The organism is Desulfocicer niacini (assembly GCF_054657595.1).
Window position 1 is genome coordinate 1 of record NZ_BAAHYK010000071.1, and the last position, 18,117, is coordinate 18,117.

At 49.7% G+C, this 18,117-nt stretch carries 16 protein-coding genes; 7 read left to right on the forward strand and 9 right to left on the reverse strand.

The features are described from left to right. Window positions 1-117 precede the first annotated feature (117 nt). On the forward strand, window positions 118-747 hold the full coding sequence (gene yedF / locus ACYQ2M_RS23115; RefSeq protein ID WP_459918764.1) for a sulfurtransferase-like selenium metabolism protein YedF: 630 nt from the start codon (window positions 118-120) through the stop codon (window positions 745-747). On the opposite strand, the gene ACYQ2M_RS23120 is transcribed toward yedF, so the two are convergent. The 9 genes from ACYQ2M_RS23120 to ACYQ2M_RS23160 all read right to left on the reverse strand — a co-directional run bounded on the left by ACYQ2M_RS23120 (window position 739) and on the right by ACYQ2M_RS23160 (window position 10,690). Beyond that, window positions 739-1,449 (reverse strand): ABC transporter ATP-binding protein, encoded by a 711-nt coding sequence (locus ACYQ2M_RS23120; protein WP_459918765.1) that lies wholly within the window; start codon window positions 1,447-1,449, stop codon window positions 739-741. The two genes, yedF and ACYQ2M_RS23120, sit on opposite strands and share 9 nt — an antisense overlap. Then, window positions 1,436-2,272, reverse strand: a complete 837-nt coding sequence (locus ACYQ2M_RS23125) for an ABC transporter ATP-binding protein (protein WP_459918766.1) — start codon at window positions 2,270-2,272, stop codon at window positions 1,436-1,438. Before ACYQ2M_RS23125 ends, ACYQ2M_RS23120 begins: the two co-directional genes overlap by 14 nt. Then, entirely contained in the window at window positions 2,269-3,132 is an 864-nt protein-coding gene (locus tag ACYQ2M_RS23130; RefSeq protein ID WP_459918767.1) for a branched-chain amino acid ABC transporter permease, read from the reverse strand. Before ACYQ2M_RS23130 ends, ACYQ2M_RS23125 begins: the two co-directional genes overlap by 4 nt. 3 nt (window positions 3,133-3,135) lie before the next feature. Then, complete coding sequence (locus ACYQ2M_RS23135) at window positions 3,136-3,996, reverse strand: branched-chain amino acid ABC transporter permease (protein ID WP_459918768.1); 861 nt, start codon at window positions 3,994-3,996, stop codon at window positions 3,136-3,138. 147 nt (window positions 3,997-4,143) lie between these two features. Continuing rightward, a complete protein-coding gene (locus tag ACYQ2M_RS23140; protein WP_459918769.1) occupies window positions 4,144-5,295 on the reverse strand; it encodes an ABC transporter substrate-binding protein in 1,152 nt (383 codons plus the stop codon). 285 nt (window positions 5,296-5,580) lie between these two features. Then, window positions 5,581-6,645, reverse strand: a complete 1,065-nt coding sequence (locus tag ACYQ2M_RS23145) for a 3-deoxy-7-phosphoheptulonate synthase (RefSeq protein ID WP_459918770.1) — start codon at window positions 6,643-6,645, stop codon at window positions 5,581-5,583. A 420-nt stretch (window positions 6,646-7,065) separates the two neighbouring features. Next, window positions 7,066-7,836: a hypothetical protein gene (locus ACYQ2M_RS23150; protein WP_459918771.1), complete on the reverse strand. Its 771-nt coding sequence runs from the start codon at window positions 7,834-7,836 to the stop codon at window positions 7,066-7,068. Beyond that, window positions 7,836-9,821 carry a transglycosylase domain-containing protein gene (locus ACYQ2M_RS23155; RefSeq protein WP_459918772.1) on the reverse strand — a complete coding sequence of 662 codons (1,986 nt, stop codon included), beginning with the start codon at window positions 9,819-9,821 and terminating at the stop codon, window positions 7,836-7,838. The genes ACYQ2M_RS23150 and ACYQ2M_RS23155 overlap by 1 nt, the downstream gene beginning before the upstream one ends. After that, window positions 9,818-10,690, reverse strand: coding sequence for a hypothetical protein (locus tag ACYQ2M_RS23160; RefSeq protein WP_459918773.1), 873 nt, complete (start codon window positions 10,688-10,690; stop codon window positions 9,818-9,820). Before ACYQ2M_RS23160 ends, ACYQ2M_RS23155 begins: the two co-directional genes overlap by 4 nt. A gap of 334 nt (window positions 10,691-11,024) precedes the next feature. Here ACYQ2M_RS23160 and ACYQ2M_RS23165 point away from each other — a divergent pair, with 334 nt between their 5' ends. From ACYQ2M_RS23165 to sucD, 6 genes are all read left to right on the forward strand, one after another. After that, window positions 11,025-11,567, forward strand: coding sequence for a TetR/AcrR family transcriptional regulator (locus ACYQ2M_RS23165; RefSeq protein ID WP_459918774.1), 543 nt, complete (start codon window positions 11,025-11,027; stop codon window positions 11,565-11,567). Window positions 11,568-11,671: 104 nt separating this feature from the next. Then, entirely contained in the window at window positions 11,672-12,076 is a 405-nt protein-coding gene (gene mce / locus ACYQ2M_RS23170; RefSeq protein WP_459918775.1) for a methylmalonyl-CoA epimerase, read from the forward strand. Between the two features lie 81 nt (window positions 12,077-12,157). Further along, on the forward strand, window positions 12,158-14,281 hold the full coding sequence (scpA, locus tag ACYQ2M_RS23175) for a methylmalonyl-CoA mutase (RefSeq protein ID WP_459918776.1): 2,124 nt from the start codon (window positions 12,158-12,160) through the stop codon (window positions 14,279-14,281). A gap of 5 nt (window positions 14,282-14,286) precedes the next feature. Beyond that, window positions 14,287-15,261: a methylmalonyl Co-A mutase-associated GTPase MeaB gene (gene meaB / locus ACYQ2M_RS23180; protein WP_459918777.1), complete on the forward strand. Its 975-nt coding sequence runs from the start codon at window positions 14,287-14,289 to the stop codon at window positions 15,259-15,261. A 387-nt stretch (window positions 15,262-15,648) separates the two neighbouring features. Next, window positions 15,649-16,806, forward strand: a complete 1,158-nt coding sequence (gene sucC, locus ACYQ2M_RS23185) for an ADP-forming succinate--CoA ligase subunit beta (protein WP_459918778.1) — start codon at window positions 15,649-15,651, stop codon at window positions 16,804-16,806. A 289-nt stretch (window positions 16,807-17,095) separates the two neighbouring features. Then, window positions 17,096-17,965: a succinate--CoA ligase subunit alpha gene (sucD, locus tag ACYQ2M_RS23190; protein WP_459918779.1), complete on the forward strand. Its 870-nt coding sequence runs from the start codon at window positions 17,096-17,098 to the stop codon at window positions 17,963-17,965. Window positions 17,966-18,117: the final 152 nt, after the last annotated feature.

Genomic DNA, 18,117 nt, shown 5'->3' on the forward strand with positions numbered 1-18,117 from the left:
ATTCATATAACCTACATGGCAGTAATCACTTGCCGCAACGAAGATTGAAACTCTAGTTATTGCAGTGTTTTAGGCGGAGTTTCTGATAATAAAACTTAAACCAGAGGAAATATAAAAATGGAATTTGAATTAGATGCACGGGGCCTTGCATGCCCTGAACCCGTATTAAAGACCAAAGCAGCCATTGAACAACCGGGAATAACGGTGGTACGGGTTCAAGTGGACAATGATGCAGCCGTGGAAAACGTCAGCCGGTTCTTAACCTATCAGGGATACCAGGTATCGGTGGATTCAATGGTTGACGGCTCTGTGGTGGAAGGAATTAAAGAAAAATCCGATGAAGAATCTTCCGGAAATCCCGAGGCTGGTGCAGCTTCAAAGACCGGGGCCGGCTCAAAGGCCAGTGATACCCAAAAGATTGTTGTCATGATCGGTTCCCGGACCTTTGGGGAAGGAGACGATGTGCTCGGGCAGAAACTCATGCTCAGTTTCATTAAAACCCTCAAAGAAATGGGAGAGGATCTGTGGCGTCTCATTTTTGTGAACGGGGGCGTTCATTTTGCCATTGAAGGGGCTGAACTGCTGCCGGATCTGGTGGACATTGAAGCGCAGGGAACCACCATTCTGGTATGCGGTACCTGCCTGAACCATTTTGATATCCTTGACAAAAAGCGGGTGGGTCAGACCACCAACATGCTTGATATTGTTACGGCCATGCAGCTTGCCGACAAGGTGATTTCAATGTGATGTGACTCCCAGGCACGCATCAATCATGCTGCTGGAAATTCTGGCCTCTTCGGGGGTTCCCTGCCAGACTTTTTTGCCGCTTTCAAGTACTGAAATGCTATCGGCCACCTCCAGTGCCCGGCTGGTGGACTGTTCCACCAGCAAGATGGTCATGCCCTGCATTTTAAGGTTATTGATGGCGCTGTAACAGGTATCAATGGCTTTGGGCATGAGCCCGAGGCTCAGTTCATCTATCAGCAGCAACCGGGGCTGACTCATCAATGCTCGTCCCATGGAAAGCATCTGCTGCTCTCCCCCGGACAGGGAGCCTGCCTGTTGATTTATGCGTTCCTTTAACCGGGGAAAGGTTGTAAGTACTCGTTCAATTCTCGGCGCGGTTTCTTTTTTATCCCGGCAATATCCCCCCACAATGAGGTTCTCTTCCACAGTCAGTTCACTGAAAAGCCGACGTCCCTCGGGCACCAGACCGATACCCGCCCTTACCCGCACGGGTGGGGGCATTTTCGTGATTTCTGCGTCGTTGTAGTACATGAATCCGCCATGGGTTTCCACATGACCGGCGATGCACATGATGGTGGAACTCTTGCCGGCACCATTGGCCCCCAGCAGGGCGTGAATCTCCCCTTCCTTGATTTCAAGGTCCAGTTCTATGACGGCGCGCATGGGACCATAACCGCAGCTTAATTTTTCAAGTCGTAACACCTTCTGCTCCTTTACCAACGTAGGCTGCCCTCACATGGGGCATCTGCATGATTTTGTCTGGTGATCCTTCCGCAATTTTTCTGCCATTGTCCAGAACCACCAGTCGGTGGCCCACCCGCATGACCTGACTTAAATTGTGCTCGATCATCACCAAGGTCATGCCTTTCCGGTTAATCATTACCAGGGTATCTGCCAGGCGTTGTGCCTCAATGTGATTCAATCCGGCCAGCGGTTCATCCAGCAGTAGCAGTTGGGGTTCCAGGGCCAGGGCCCGGGCCACTTCCAGCCGTTTGAGTATTCCCAGGGGCTGGCCTGTGACTTTTTCGTCGGCATGGTCTTCAATGCCCACAAGTTTCAAGAGTTCCAGAGAACGTTCATGTTCTTGCCGTCGTCCCGAGCTGAGCAAGGCTGACCATATGTTTCGTATGCGCCGGTGTCCCACAGCCAGAGCCACATTATCCTTTAGTGTCATACTATGAAAAGGACGTACGATCTGGTGGGTCAGGGAAAGCCCCCTGTGGATTCGCTGGAAGGTGGGCTGTTTTGTGATGTTCGAACCATTAAGGACTATTTTTCCTTCCTGGGGTTGAATGACACCGGTGATGGATTTTAACATGGTGGTTTTACCGGCACCATTGGGACCAATGAGGCAGAGAAATTCATGGGACATGACCTGGAAGGATACATCTGTGAGGGCATGTACCCCGCCAAAGTGCATGGTAATGTTCTGGACATCCAGAAGGACTGCCCCTGGGGATGCACTGGTGGCTTTGGTATTCGTGGGGGTGAGTTTTTTATGGGTTGAATGCTGGGGCGATGTCATGGTGTTTTTCTCCTGGAAGGGACTGTTTTAATGAGCAACTTTCCAAGACCGGCCAGTCCATCCGGAGCAAACCGCATGACACCAAAAAGTAAAATGCCGTAAACCAGCAGCTTGTAATCCCCCACAAACCTGAAGAATTCGGGCATCAGGGTCAAAACCGCAGTGGCGAGTATCACCCCAAAGACAGAGCCAATGCCCCCCACGGCCACCATGGAAAGAATGGTGATGGAGGTGATGAATCCAAAATCATCGGGTACGATAAAACGGGCAAAATAGGTGTAAAGTCCTCCGGCAAGTCCGGCCAGGGCCGTTCCCATGGCAAAGGCAGCCAGTTTATAAGCGGTGACGTTTACGCTGAGTATTTTTGCCGTGTCCTCATCATCGGCCACGGCCTCAAAGGCAAACCCCATCCAGGAGCGTTGAATGTAAAGGCTGAAGAGTGCTGCAAGGGCGGCAAGCACCAGCACCAGAACAAAATAGCCTGCTTTGTCAAGTCCCATGGACGGAATGGCGCTGATGCCAAGTTCCCCTCCCAGATATGTATCCTCCTGGCGAACAATGCCAAGAAAAAGAAATCCCACGCCCATGGTGGTGATGGCCAGAAAGTCGTCCCGGACCCGCAGGCTGGTCAATCCCACGATACCCCCCACCATGGCTGCCATGACCATGGCCAATGGCAGCGATATAACAGCAGAGAAACCAGCCTTGGCAAGCAGTGCCGCCGTGTAGGCACCAATGCCGTAAAACGCTGCATGCCCCAGACTGATCTGACCGCAGAAACCGGTGATAAGGTTGAGCCCCAGAGACAAAATAATATTGATGCACACCACCGTTGCCAGGCTCAGTTCATAGATACCCATGGTTCAGCTCCTTGAAAAAAGGCCCTGGGGCCGGACCATCAAAACGATGATCATAAAGGCAAAGGCAATGGCATCCCGGTCCATGAACTCACCGATGTAGATGGTGCCAAATGCTTCAATAACGCCCAGTAGAAGTGATGCAAACAAGGTGCCCGAGACATTGCCAAGCCCCCCAAGGACAATGATGGCCAATGCTTTATAACTGGGAACGCCCCCCATGGTGGGCTCAACCAGGTTGGACAGCAGTGACACAAAAATCCCGGCTATCCCTGCCAGGGTAGATCCAATGAAAAAATTAAGGTATCGAACATTTAAAACGCTGATGCCGAAACTCTCGGCCATCTGGGGATCATCCACCGTAGCCCGCCAGGCAATCCCCAGTCGCGTTTTTCGGGACAGCCAGCTTAAAATTCCCAGCATGGATACACTGCCGAATATAATGACCATCTCAACACTTCGGATGGTGATGCCGGCAATGGTGTACGTGGTCTGCAGAGGAGGGGAAACATAAGAGAGGCCATAGGGGCCGAAGATCAGACGGAATATCTCTTCCATGGCAATGAAAAGACCGATGGATGCAATGAGGGCCACATAGGGGGGGCGGTTTAAAATCGGCTGGTAACACAGTCTGTAAATGGCCATGCCAAGTATCCCCACCACTGCCGCGGACAGAGGGGTTGCAAGGATAAGGCTGCCTGTGGCATTGGTCAAAAGAAGACCTAAGTACCCGCCAAGGGCAAACAAGCCGGCATGGGCAATGTGAAGAATGCGAAGTAGACTGTAAACCAGGGTCAACCCCACGGCGATGGTGGCATACATACAGCCGTAGATAAGGCCTTGGACAAGAAGCTCAATGTACAGCATGATATTTTTCCAGGTAAGAAAGTCGGATACGGCAGGCGGCTTTCAAAGCCCGTCTGCCGTGGATCGTTTTTTTAGGGCTTGGTCATAAGATGGGCGTCACCGTTGGCGGGCCAACGGGGTGGTCCATCTTGTGATCAAGCCCTTTTTTTATATGGCAGGGGGGGCCAATAAAGCCGGATCATCAATGATGCCGTAATGATGCCAGTTGCCGTCTTTGACAATCTGCACCTGCACGGCCTTCATGACTTCACCCAGGGCATTGAATTTGATGGTGCCCGTTGATACTTTAAGCTCCACTGCCGCCATGGCTTTTCGAACGGCGGCAGGATCGGTGGTGCCTGCCTGCTCAATGGCTTTGGCTGCCACCATTACTGCTGTGTGACCGCTGGCCGCCACCATATCCGCCTTGAATCCCGCCTGTTTTTCAAATGCCGTGATAAAGTTGGCGGTTTCAGGAACCGTTGAATCCCGGTCCAGGCTGGTGGTGATGATCACACCTTCGGCGGCTTTGCCGGCTATTTCTATGAATTTCTGGCTGTCATACCCTTCCTGACCGATGAGCGGCACCTCAATACCTGCGGCCCGAAGCTGGCTGACCAGGGGACCGGCGGTGAAATAATACCCGGAGGCATAAATGGCATCGGGATTATCAGCCTTAACCTTGGCCACGATGGCACCAAATTGACGATCTTTTATGGCGTATTGGTACTCGTTGACGATGGTGATGCCATATTTTTCAGCCACCTCTTTAAATCCCGCAGCCAGGGATTGTCCGAAATCGTTCTGCAGGGTGATGATTACCACTTTCTCTTTACCCATCATGTCGCCCAGCAGTTTTGCACCGGCTTTGCCCTGGATTTCGCCAAGAAAGCTGGTGCGAAAGACATAGTCTCCAGCCCTTGTGATATCCGGATGAATGCCATAGGCACTGATATAGGGAATCTTGTTTTCCTGGAACACACCGGCAGCGGAGCGGGTGGCACCGGAATAAGATCCACTGATACCCACCACGACCTTGTCCCGTCCGATGAGTTTGTTGGCAATGGGGATGGCTTGGGCCGGTTTGGCCTGGTCGTCGTAGATGATAAGTTCTAGCTGTTTCCCCAGTACGCCTCCGGCGGCATTGATCTGGTTTATTGCCAGTTTCGCGCCTTCGGTGGAGGATTTTCCGTCGCTTGCGGCAAATCCGGTGAGGGGGGCATTAAAACCAATTTTAATGGTGTCTGAAGCTGTCGCGCTGAAAGCCCCCATAGCCATGAAACCCATAGCAAGTGCCGTAATAATCATTTTTTTAAACATGATAGCATCTCCTTTTGTTGTAAATGTAGATACGTCAATTCACCGGTTTGTGCGTTGTCGGACTGGTTTGGAAGTCTTATAATTAAGCCTCGGAAATAGTTCACAAGAGTCTGAAAATTTTAGTATCAGGGGGGTGGGGTGGGTGTCAAGATAATTCAATGGTGGCTTAGACGTTCAACTGTTATTTATGTTGCGTTTGAAGGGATGGTTTTGATTGTGAAAAAAAGGGCCATTACCATTAATACCGAGGTGCATGGCCCAATGTCATGATAAAAGTATGCGTGGTTACGATGCTTTATGATTTTTTATTTTTTCATGGGCATCCAGTATCAACGCCTCGGTGGTCTCCCAGGATATACACTCATCGGTGACGGAAACTCCATAGGCCAGTTCCTCCGGTGCACATTCCATGCTCTGACTGCCTTGGCACAGATTACTCTCCAGCATAAGCCCTTTGATGGCATGGCCGGTGTCGGTGTCCATGAAGATTTGATTGATTACATCCTCCCACACAATGGCCTGTCGTTCATATTTTTTGTTTGAATTGGCATGGGAACAATCCACGATGATGGCCTGGGTAAGATTTTTCTTTTTCAGGGTTTCAACGGCTTCCCGGATGCTGACCGAATCGTAGTTAGGGCGTTTCCCACCCCTTAATACAATGTGGGAATAGGGATTTCCTTTAGTGTTCACAATGCTCACAAGACCATGTTCATTGATGCCTAGAAAACTCTGGGGAGCACCGGCGGCAATCATGGAGTTGATGGCCGTACTCAAGGCACCGTCGGTGCAGTTTTTAAAGCCCACGGGCATGGAAAGACCGCTGGACATTTCCCGGTGGGTCTGGGATTCGGTGGTTCTGGCACCGATGGCGGTCCAGCAAACTAATCCTGCAATGTACTGGGGAATGATGGGGTCAAGCATTTCCGTGGCGGTGGGCATGCCCATGGCGGTGATAGCAAGCAGCAGTTTCCTGGCCCGGCGCAACCCTTCCATTAAATCCCGGGAATCGTCCATGTAAGGGTCATTGATCAGCCCCTTCCAGCCAATGGAGGTTCGGGGTTTTTCAAAGTACACCCGCATGATAACCGCAAAGGTGTCCTTTACCGATTCCCTTAACTGACACAATTTTTCAGCGTATTCCAGTGCCGCTGTTTCATCATGGACAGAGCAGGGACCCGTTATGATCAGACGTCTTTTATCTTTGCCGGACAGAATCTGTTTGATTTCATCCCGGCCGTCCAGGACGGTCTTTTCCGAGGCTTTTGTAAGGGGGTATGCTTTCTTAAATTCGTCTGGGGTGATAAGGGGTTGGAAATTTTCCACGTTGACATCGTATGTGCGTTGCATGTTTTCATTCTCCTGTGTTGATTGAAAGGGGCTTGATGGCAACACCGGCCATTTGCATCCGTCAGACAGCCATAAATCAAGTGGACAGTGTTGGGATCAAGCCCGTTGAAAACATGAAAAATATCAGGAACCAGGATTTTTGCTGCGGCAAAAAACAGAAAAAGCCGCAGGTTTCTGGCCTGCGGCTTTTCATGTTTTGATTATGTATCAATAAAATCAGAACAGCCCAGGCAGCCTCCTAAAATAGAAGGTGTTAAAATAATAATAGCTGGGTGCAAAATTCTGATTCATTTTTTTCTCCGTTTATATTTCTATATGTTTATACAGACCTGATTATGGCCTGTCAAATCTTTTTAAATTTAAAAATGGGTTTTGTTGGGTAGCGGGTGCTGGGTTTTGGGGCTGAAATCGGGTTCATTATTATTTGAAATGGCCCAGGGTGCGGCCCGGCTCTGGAGAATTTCCAAGAAATCCATTATTCGGGAGGGCATTGATGGGGAAGGCATCATCTGGAAACAGTTCCAGAATTTTTTGGCGGGTGGCAGCACAGAGTACATGGGAGTCAAGGCAAGCCTCATAAAGGCAGCGGGCTTCAAAATCACATCGTTGGCAGACCAGGAAACGGTGGGCCAGAAGGGGTAAAAGGGGGTAACAATCCCTGTGCGTTCTGGCAAGCAGGCTTAATAAGCTTGCATCTTCGGGATCATGCAGGGAAAAGAAAGCATCCTTTTTCAGCCACTGGGTAGCCACGTCGGTTTCATGGGGAAATTTTTTCAAGAAATACTTTGTGGCTTTTATGAATACCGAAGTGTTTCTGTCATGGGCAAGGGCAAATCGGGCCATGGTACCGGTGAGTTTTTTAATTGCCTTTTTTTTTCTCCAGGGGATTATAAAACCTGTATTATACACTGCTAGAGCCTTTAACAGGGCGGTTTCACACCGGTCTGGCCTGGCAGAACGTTCCCATTTATGTGCTTCCCGGACAAAGCCCTTGATGCATTGCACGGCAAGAAAATGCATGCCGCTTCCTGTCAGAACAAAGACAAGGCATATCAGTAAGGAATAGATCATCGGGGGAGAAGCGGGCGGCATCACAGGGCTGGCCTTGGGAATCCATATGAATGCCAGGGGAATGCCTACGCTGGCTGTTATCCATATCCGAAAGGCCATGTGCTTAAAAAAAAGATGCATCAGAAGGTTTCATCTCCGCAGATGATCTGTCCGGGTTTCAGGGGAATGATAACCGGAGGATTTTTTGTGGTCTGGGAAGCGCATCCCGTTGTGGGATCCACCGCTTTAAAGGCGATTCCGTCAGGTATGGTGAATTGTCTGACAGGTTCCACCTTCAGCGCTTCTTTCATGAATGCCGTCCAGATGGGAACAGCGGCCATGGCACCGGTAATGCCCGTTCCGTCAACGGTTTCTAATTTTTTTGGAGTATCATACCCTGTCCACACCGATGTGGAAAGACCAGGAGTAAACCCTGCGAACCAAGCATCCTGAAACCCGGAGGATGTTCCTGTTCCCCCCGCAGCCGGTCGGGAAAAACCTTTTTTTCGAACTTCCAGGGCAGCACCTTTGTCCACCACGGACTGCATTATGTCCACCACTTGCATTACGGTGGCATCATCCAGCACTTTTCCTCCCTGCACCAGGTGCTCGTAAATTACATGGCCCAGGGGATCTTCCACCCTCCAGATATAAAAAGGTAGATGACGAATGCCCCCCGAAGCAAAGGTGGCACAGGCGGAAGCCATTTCAAGGGGGGTGACTTCCCAGTTGCCTGGCTCCACGGAAGGATTGAATTTCATGGGCGCTGTGACACCACAAAGCTGGGCAATATCCGTGACCATGGCCGGATCGGTGGATTGCATCAGAGTTGCTAAAACCTTGTTTTCAGAAAGGGTCTGGGCCAGTTTTAAAATGATTTTATCATGGGGTGCCCTATGAAGGGATGGTGACAGTATATGTCCGTCGGGCATTTCTTTTCTGGGAGAGGGTACCATAGTACCACCATGGATGTTATGGGTTTTCATGGCAGCGTAAAAAACAAAGGGGTTGAAAGCAGATCCTGCCCGGCGTTTGCTGGAAATCGTGCGGTTAAATTCCGATCTGTAGTAGTTTCTTCCACCCACCATGGCCTTCACCGCACCGGAACCAGTGTCAATTGCCACAAGGGCCACCTGGGGAACAGTTTTGTTTTTTTCATCTGCTCCCATGATTTTGTCAAGGTGGTTCATTCCCATGGTGACCGCCATTTCGGCTGCCCGCTGCATGGTGGTATCCAGTGTGACGGTTACCTTGATACCACCATGGAATACCACATCACTGCCATATTGCAAGATGAGTTGTGCAATGAGGGTATCCAGAAAATAACTGCCGGTTCTGGCATCGGCATGAAGGGCTGAAAGAACGGGTTTTTCCTTTAAGATGCTGGCTGCCTTTTCCCGGGTCAGATAACCGGTGGCCACCATTCGGTGAATGACCACCTCCCTTCGTTTAAGGGCGCGATCATAATGGCGGTATGGATTGTAACGACTGGGCGACTGGGGAAGTCCCGCAAGAAGAGTTGCTTCACCCAGGGTCAAATCTGCGGCGGACTTGCCGAAAAATACCCGGGCTGCACGTTCCACCCCCTGGGCTCCGGCACCAAAGGCGATCTGGTTGACATAGGCGTTGAGGATTTCTGTTTTAGGGAAAGTATATTCAATTTGCAGAGCCACCAGGAGTTCTTTAAATTTTCGAAGATAGGTCTGTTGAAAGCTGAAAAAAAGATTTTTAGCCAGCTGTTGGGTAATGGTGGACGCTCCCTGAATCCGGCCAGGGTGTACCAAGGTAATATAAAGGGCTTTCATGGTTCGGAGTTTGCTGAACCCGCTGTGATCCATGAATTTATGGTCTTCCACTGCCAGGATGGCATTGATGAAATGGGGAGATACCCGGGACAGGGGGACGGGCTCTTTTCTGCCCAGCGTAATGAGTTTTTCTCCGGAGGCGGCAAAGATTTCTGTTTTGGGAGTTTCAATGATGCGGGACAGGGGATGGGGCAGTCGGGGAAGGCTCTGAGCGCCATAAAAAACAAAAAATACCAGTACCAGAATTCCGGAGGCAATGGTGGCCACCGCGGTATAAAATAGGGTAGTGGCCCATGGGAGGACATCAGATATAATTTTCATTTTACGCCCTCCTGGAGGCGGGCTATGAGTTTCTGGACGGCCCATTGTCGGCCTTTTGCAAAAATAACAAGGTTTTCCCCTGGTTCCTGGACTTCAAACCCAAGTTTTACATATCCCGTCGGGTCAGCGGGCCAGATCCCCACCCGTGAAAAAACGCCCCGATCCGGCATGAGTGTTTCCGGCCGGATGATTAATTCGGAAAGGGTGTCAGCAGAAAGGGTCAATGCCGTTTTGAAAAATTTGTTTGAGGGGATGATGGTGCCCTGGAAATCAGAAATATCCCTGAGGGAGCCGCTAAAAATAGTATTGTCCTGGTCAAGTTCAGACAGGGTGACCCGGGTTAGAGTGATCTGTCTGACGACCCGGTTTTCCGGGGCAAGAAAATAAATGTCAAGCCCGTGGGCCTTGCCTTCACAGAAAATCTTGTCCACGGTGTCGCCGTTGAAAAGCCATACCAGCTCCAGGGGAGGGATAAGAGCCACTGCTGCTGGTTCGGGTAGGGCCAGATAGAGTTGCTTAAAATGCGCTTTGGTGATGTGGGTCCATTGACCTGGCAGAATACCCGAGGCAAGTTGAATAAAAGAAGAAGCTTCACGGGCATATCGGGTGGCATCCTTTCTGCTGTCTGTGATGGTTTTAAGGTAGGATCGGGCCGTGTCTGTACGGTCTCCGGTTTCCCACACTGTGCCGATTTCTGGTCTTTTGGAGTTTGTGGATGCCAGATATTCTCCCACAAGGTATTCACACCAGTTGGTCTGGAATTCCGATACCAGGGTGATCACCAGAAAGATAAACATGATACCATGTATCGGTGATAACATTCCCCGGAACCATGTCTTGATCTGTGTGGGTTCATTCCAATGAGTCATGGGATGTTTGTATGCACAAAACAGGACGATTTTGCAAGAAATTTTTACCGACGATATCATAAGGTTGTGGCCGCTTCTTGATTACGGCCATTTTTTTCTTGACAGCTCTGTTGTGCTGATGGTATGGCATGAACAGTAACAATGTTTCTTTTTCCTCAATAATGTGTGCGGTACTTGATTTGATTTTGATGTTTTATGGTGCGGAAAAGTCTTCAATTATAATTTTTAAGGGAATTTAAGTCACTAAATGACGTCTGAAAACATGACGGAAGGTAAGAAAACATCATTACCAAAATTGCGACCTGAGGTTAGCGATCGCCTGGAGAAGGCCGTAATGGACATTTTTTCCCATTCTGATTTTCACAGAGCAAATATCCGGGATGTGGCAAAGGCTGCCGGGGTGAGCTTCACAACCATATATAAGCATTTCGGCAGTAAGGAGCAGTTGGTGTTTGCTTATGTTGATATCTGGCTTGGCAGACTCACCAATCGAATCATAGATCATCTTCAGGGCATTGAAGACCTTAAAGAAAAACTGCGCAAAGTCCTTTGGCTTCAGTTAGATTATTATGAACGCCATCCCTATCTTGGGCGCATGCTTTTCATGACCCTTCCCATGGCCACATGGATGGCAGATAAAACATTTGAACAAAAAAAAATGATTCATCTCTATCTGGAAGTTCTGAAAAAGGGACAGGAGCAAGGTGTCCTTAATCCCCGGGTTCGATCTGGCGTTTTGCTGGACATTATGATGGGGCTGGTGCAGCGTTCGTTTTTCATGTGGGTCCAGCGGGGTTGCAAGGAAAATCTTGCTGCTCAGAGCAATATTTTGTTTGACATGGTGTGGCGGGCCATCACCGTGCCCGGCAAGGAATGAGCAATCCTTCATTATATGAAAAAAATGGCGTAACTCGGTATCAGATTGTCTTTGTCTTTGTCTGGCACTTGATATTTCTTGTTTTGCAAAAAAAAGGGAGAAAAATGAAAGTACTTAAAATTGATCATCTTGGGATTGCAGTTAAAAGCATTGAGCATGGTAAAAATTTCTGGACAGATGTTCTCGGAATGGAGTTCGCCGGTACAGAAACCGTTGAAGCGCAGAAAGTCACCACTGCATTTTTACCCGTGGGGGAAAGTGAGGTTGAACTTCTGGAATCCACCGCTCCTGATGGTCCTGTGGCCAAGTATATTGATAAAAAGGGTGAGGGCATTCAGCATGTCGCCTTCCGGGTGGAAAACATTGAAACCGCCTTGGAAGAACTGAAAGCCAAGGGAATTCGACTGATTGATGAAAAACCCCGCAATGGTGCCGGTGGTGCCAAAATTGCTTTTTTGCACCCCAAAGACACCTCAGGGGTCCTGGTGGAGTTGTGTCAGCGGGATTAAAACCGGCAACCCCTGGCATTTATGGTTGAACAGGATAGATGAAATACGCGTCGTCATCTTCTAAAAGGAAAGGTATTGAACATGTCACAAGTACCGGATGTAAACAGCTGGAAGACTCTAGCTGAAAAGGAACTCAGGGGGAAGCCCCTTGAATCATTGAATACCCAGACCCCGGAAGGGATTGAAATTAAACCACTTTATACGGCACAAGATCTTGAGACTGTGGAATTCACATCGTCTTTGCCGGGTTTCTCACCCTTTGTCCGGGGACCCAAAGCAACCATGTACACAGGACGTCCCTGGACCATCCGTCAATATGCCGGTTTTTCCACAGCCAAGGAGTCCAACGCCTTTTATCGGAAAAATCTTGCCGCAGGTCAAAAGGGACTTTCCGTCGCCTTTGACCTTGCCACCCACAGGGGGTACGACTCCGACCATCCCCGTGTATTTGGCGATGTGGGAAAGGCCGGTGTGGCCGTGGATTCCGTTGAAGATATGAAGATCCTTTTTGACCAGATTCCCCTGGATAAAATGTCGGTTTCCATGACCATGAACGGTGCTGTGCTGCCCATCCTTGCCGGTTACATTGTGGCCGCCGAAGAGCAGGGCGTAAAACAGGAACAGCTTTCAGGAACCATCCAGAATGATATCCTAAAAGAGTATCTCACCCGGAATACCTACATCTATCCCCCCACCCCTTCCATGCGCATCATTGCCGACATCATCGGTTATTGTTCCGAACACATGCCCAAATTCAACACCGTGAGCATAAGCGGCTACCACATGATGGAGGCCGGTGCCGATTCAGTGCTTCAGACAGCCTTTACCCTGGCCGACGGCCTTGAGTATGTCAAGGCAGCTCTTGCTACTGGTCTTGATATTGACGCGTTTGCACCTCGCCTCTCCTTCTTCTTTGGCATCGGCATGAATTTTTTCATGGACATTGCCATGCTTCGGGCTGCCCGGTTTCTCTGGGCTGAAATCATGGGGCAGTTCAACCCTAAAAACCCCAAATCCAGCATGCTCCGTACCCACTGCCAGACCTCGGGCTGGAGCCTGACCCAGCAGGACCCCTATAATAATATCATCAGAACCACTCTGGAATGCATGTCCGCCGTTCTTGGCGGCACACAGTCCTTGCACACCAACTCCTTTGATGAGGCGGTTGGCCTGCCCACGGAAACCTCGGCCAGAATCGCCCGAAATACCCAGATCATCGTCCAGGAAGAGTCCAAAGTCACTTCCGTTGTGGATCCTCTGGGGGGCTCATACTATGTGGAATCACTGACCCAGAGTATCGTAAATGAGGTTCGAAAAATTTTAAAGGAAGTTGAAGATCTTGGCGGTATGGCAAAAGCCATTGAAACCGGCATGCCCAAACGCCGCATTGAAGAAGTGGCTGCCCGACGTCAGGCCAGAATTGATGGAGGCACAGACGTCATCGTCGGTGTGAATAAATACACCATCGCCGATGAAAAACCCATTGAAGTGCTTGAAATCAGTGATGAAGTTCGAACCGAACAGGTGGCCCGTCTGGAGCAGATCAGACGCGACAGAGACGCAATTGTTGTGGCAAAGGCCCTGGAAGATGTTACGAAAGCTGCAGAGAATGGCTCCAATCTCTTGGCCGCTGCCATCACAGCCGTCAGGGCCAGGGCCACAGTGGGGGAAATATCCGACGCAATGGAAAAGGTATTTGGTCGATTTGTGGCCACCACCCAGTGTATTTCAGGGGTATATGCATCTGAATTCAAAGATACTGAAATCATAACCGCCCTGAGAAAACGCACGGAAAATTTTGAAAAAGAGCACGGCCGTCGACCCCGTATTCTGGTGACCAAGATGGGTCAGGATGGTCATGACCGAGGCGTAAAAGTAATTGCCACAGCCTATGCTGATTTCGGTTTTGATGTGGATATCAGCCCTATGTTCCAGACACCTGAGGAGGCGGCCCGTATGGCCGTGGAAAACGATGTCCATGTGGTGGGGGTTTCAAGCCTGGCAGCTGGACATAAAACATTGGTGCCGGCATTGATCGCAGCCCTGGAAAAAGAGGGTGCCGCCGATATCAAGGTGGTGGTGGGCGGTATTATTCCACCCAAAGACTATGACATGCTTAGAGCAGCCGGTGCCGTTGAAGTCTTTGGGCCGGGCAGTGTTGTCACCGATTGCGCCAATAGAACCCTGAACGCCCTGGGAGCTTGATATTTATGGACTTGAACGAATGTGATGCCTTTGTTGAAGGTGTTTTTGCCGGAAATCGCCGCTGGATTGCCAAATCCATGACACTGGTGGAAAGCTCCCTTCCCCGGCATAGAGCCATGGCGGCCCGGGTGATGGATGGATTATTGCCCCGCACCGGGAATTCTATTCGACTGGGCATCACCGGCGTTCCAGGCGTGGGCAAAAGTACCTTTGTGGAAAATTTGGGACTCTATCTGGCCAATGAGGGGCACAAGGTCGCGGTGCTGGCCGTGGACCCTTCAAGCCAGAGAAGCGGCGGCAGTATCCTGGGGGATAAAACCCGCATGGAAAAGCTTGCCTGCCATGAAAATGCTTTTATCCGACCCTCTCCATCGGGTGAAACCCTGGGGGGAGTAGCGGCAAAAACCCGGGAAATGATGCTGGTGTGTGAAGCTGCCGGGTTTGATGTGGTCATGGTGGAAACCGTGGGGGTGGGGCAGTCCGAGACCCGGGTATCCACCATGGTGGATTTTTTTCTGGCCCTGATGATAGCCGGAGCCGGGGATGAACTCCAGGGCATCAAAAAAGGTATTCTCGAAGTGGCCGATGCCATTGCCATCAACAAGGCCGATGGGGACAATCTGGAACGGGCCACCAATGCCCGCCAGGAGTACGAGATTGCCATGCATATGATCTCTCCTGCATCCCCCACCTGGCGACCTCCGGTCCTCACCTGCAGTGCCATGCTGGAAAAAGGAACTGTGAATGTCTGGGAAACAGTCCTGGACCATCGCAAAAAAATGATGGCCACAGGTGAGTTCAAACAGAGGCGAAAATCACAGGCCAGGGACTGGATGTGGCATCTGGTGGAAACAGGGTTAAAAACCCGGTTCCGGGAAAATCCCGATGTGATGGCCAACATGGCTAACATTTCTCACAAGGTTGAAAATGAGTTGATGTCCCCAACGGCAGCCGCGCAACGTCTGTTGTCTTATGTTTAGTTTGTCGGTTTTTGTTGAACCAGGGGGCAGAAGATCTTGCCATGGACATTGATAAAATGTGGTAGTAAAAAATGCATCCTTCATTGGCTCGCTTATAACTTGCTGGAGCAACAATCCTGTTTTTTTTTCGGGAAATATTGTCCCGAAAGAGTAAAGCTTTTTGGCGTTTGGAATTTGCTATGAAGGGTCCCCAAAAAAAAACACAAGAAAAATTGACATGGAATATTTCATGTAATATAGATTTTGTTAAATTGAAACAGGCGTATTGGACATGACATTCTTCCCCTTTTTTGCAAGAATGGGAGAAGAGCATAGCTGGTAAGCCCGGCAGATTGTCCTGCCGCCACAGGAAATAAAAAACTATCTGAAACGTGTTAAGGATCTATTATGAAGATACATGAGTACCAGGCAAAGGAGCTTTTTAGAAAGTATGATGTGCCTGTTCCAGAGGGCCGGGTGGCGTTTTCCCGTAAAGAGGCCCAGGAAATTGCTGAACAGCTGGACGGGTATCCCGTGGTTGTCAAGGCCCAGATACATGCCGGTGGACGTGGCAAGGGCGGCGGTGTAAAGCTTGCTCCTTCCCTGGAAGCGACAGGCAGTCTTGCCGATGAAATTTTGGGCATGACCCTTGTGACCCACCAGACAGGACCTGAAGGTCGACTGGTTAAAAAGATCCTGGTGGAAGCTGGTCAGAACATTGCAAAAGAGCTGTATCTGAGCATGCTGGTGGACCGGGAAACAGCCAAGGTGGTTATCATGGCCAGCCGTGAGGGAGGTATGGACATTGAAGAAGTTGCTTCCAAAACCCCTGAAAAAATAATTAAAATTTATGTCAATCCCCTCATGGGTATTCAGAATTATCAGTTGGGTGAGCTGGCATTCGGTCTTGCCATTCCCAAGGCTGCCAAAAAACAGTTTGGTGGTCTGGTGCGGCAGCTTTACACCCTTTTTGTTGCCAATGACTGTTCTTTGGTGGAGATAAATCCTCTTATTTTAACTGCGGATGACCAGGTGCTGGCCCTGGATGCTAAAGTGGATATTGATTCCAATGCCATGTTCCGCCACAAAGATCTCCTGGCCTATAGAGACCTTGACGAAGAAGATCCCCAGGAAGTGGAAGCGTCAAAGTTCAACCTCAACTATGTCAACCTGGACGGCAATGTGGGCAACATTGTCAATGGGGCCGGACTTGCCATGGCCACCATGGATATCATTAAACTTGCCGGGGCAGAGCCTGCCAACTTCATGGATGTGGGGGGGGGGGCCTCCGCCGAACAGGTGGAAAATGCCCTTCGTATTATTCTGATGGATGAAAAAGTCAAGGCGGTGCTGATTAATATCTTTGGTGGTATTCTGCGGTGTGATGTGTTTGCCGAGGGCGTTGTGCAGGCGGCGAAAAAATCGGGCATCAATATTCCCGTTGTGGTGCGCATGGAAGGCACCAACGTGGATGAAGGAAAGAAAATTCTTGCCGATTCCGGTTTGAACCTGACCAGCGCAGTGGACTTAAAGGATGCCGCGGCAAAGATAGCAGCTGCCATATAAACGGCATAAATACCTGTCCACAGGCAGGACGCTTAAGTGCGGCAAAAGAATTCATCATTAGAAATGGTCATTAAAATTTATTGTGGTGCTTTAATTTGCCATGATCAAATATATAAATAACGACGGTTCATTTGTTGAAAAAAAATCGGTGGCTGTGTGCGTTTTTTCTGGTATTTTTTTTCATGCTTTACTATAGAGAGTATAAAAAATCCCTCACGCATGGATTGCCGGGAAACAGGACGTCTCAGACATTGATGTGTTTTACTAAAAGAACCGTGGGGAGAACGCTGTGAGCATATTTGTAAACAAGGACACCAGGCTTCTTGTGCAGGGAATTACCGGCAAGGAAGGGCAGTTCCACACCAGGCAGTGTGTTGAATATGGTACCAATGTGGTTGCCGGGGTTACGCCGGGCAAGGGGGGCCAGGACATGGACGGCATCCCTGTGTTTGATACAGTAAGAGCTGCTGTGGAAACAACAGGGGCCAACGCAAGCCTTATTTTCGTACCACCGCCATTTGGAGCCGATGCCATCATGGAAGCTGCCGATGCCGGTGTGGACCTTATTGTGGCCATCACGGAAGGGATTCCGGTGATGGACATGGTGCGGGTGAAAAATTTTCTGGCCACTAAAAAATGCCGTCTTATCGGACCCAACTGCCCGGGAATTATCACACCGGGTGAATGTAAAATCGGCATTATGCCGGGCAAAATTCATATGGCTGGCGGCCCTGTGGGTGTTGTCTCCCGCTCCGGCACCCTTACCTACGAGGTGGTGGACCAGCTAACCAAGCTTGGCATGGGACAAACCACATGCATCGGCATTGGTGGTGATCCGGTGAACGGCACCAATTTCATTGATGTTTTGGAAGCCTTTGAAAAAGATCCCGAAACCAAATCCATTGTTATGGTGGGAGAGATCGGCGGTAATGCCGAAGAAGAGGCCGCAGACTACATTAAAAAACATGTAACCAAGCCTGTTGTGGGATTTATAGCCGGATTGACAGCCCCCCCCGGCAGGCGTATGGGCCATGCCGGTGCCATCATCAGCGGCAGCAGCGGTACCGGGCAGGCCAAGGTGGAAGCCTTCAAAAAGAATGGTATCCATGTTTGTGAAAACCTTGGAGAAATTGGAGACGTGTGCAAACGGGTATTCTAACCTGTATATCTGTGGATGCACAATCAATTGTTTCAACGATTGCCCTCTTAATTTAAAGATACAGAGCAGGAATATGGATATCCATGTTCCTGCTGTGTTGTTTTTTTAAAGAGGGTGTGTTGAAGATATATAAATCTTATCTGTAATGGGTC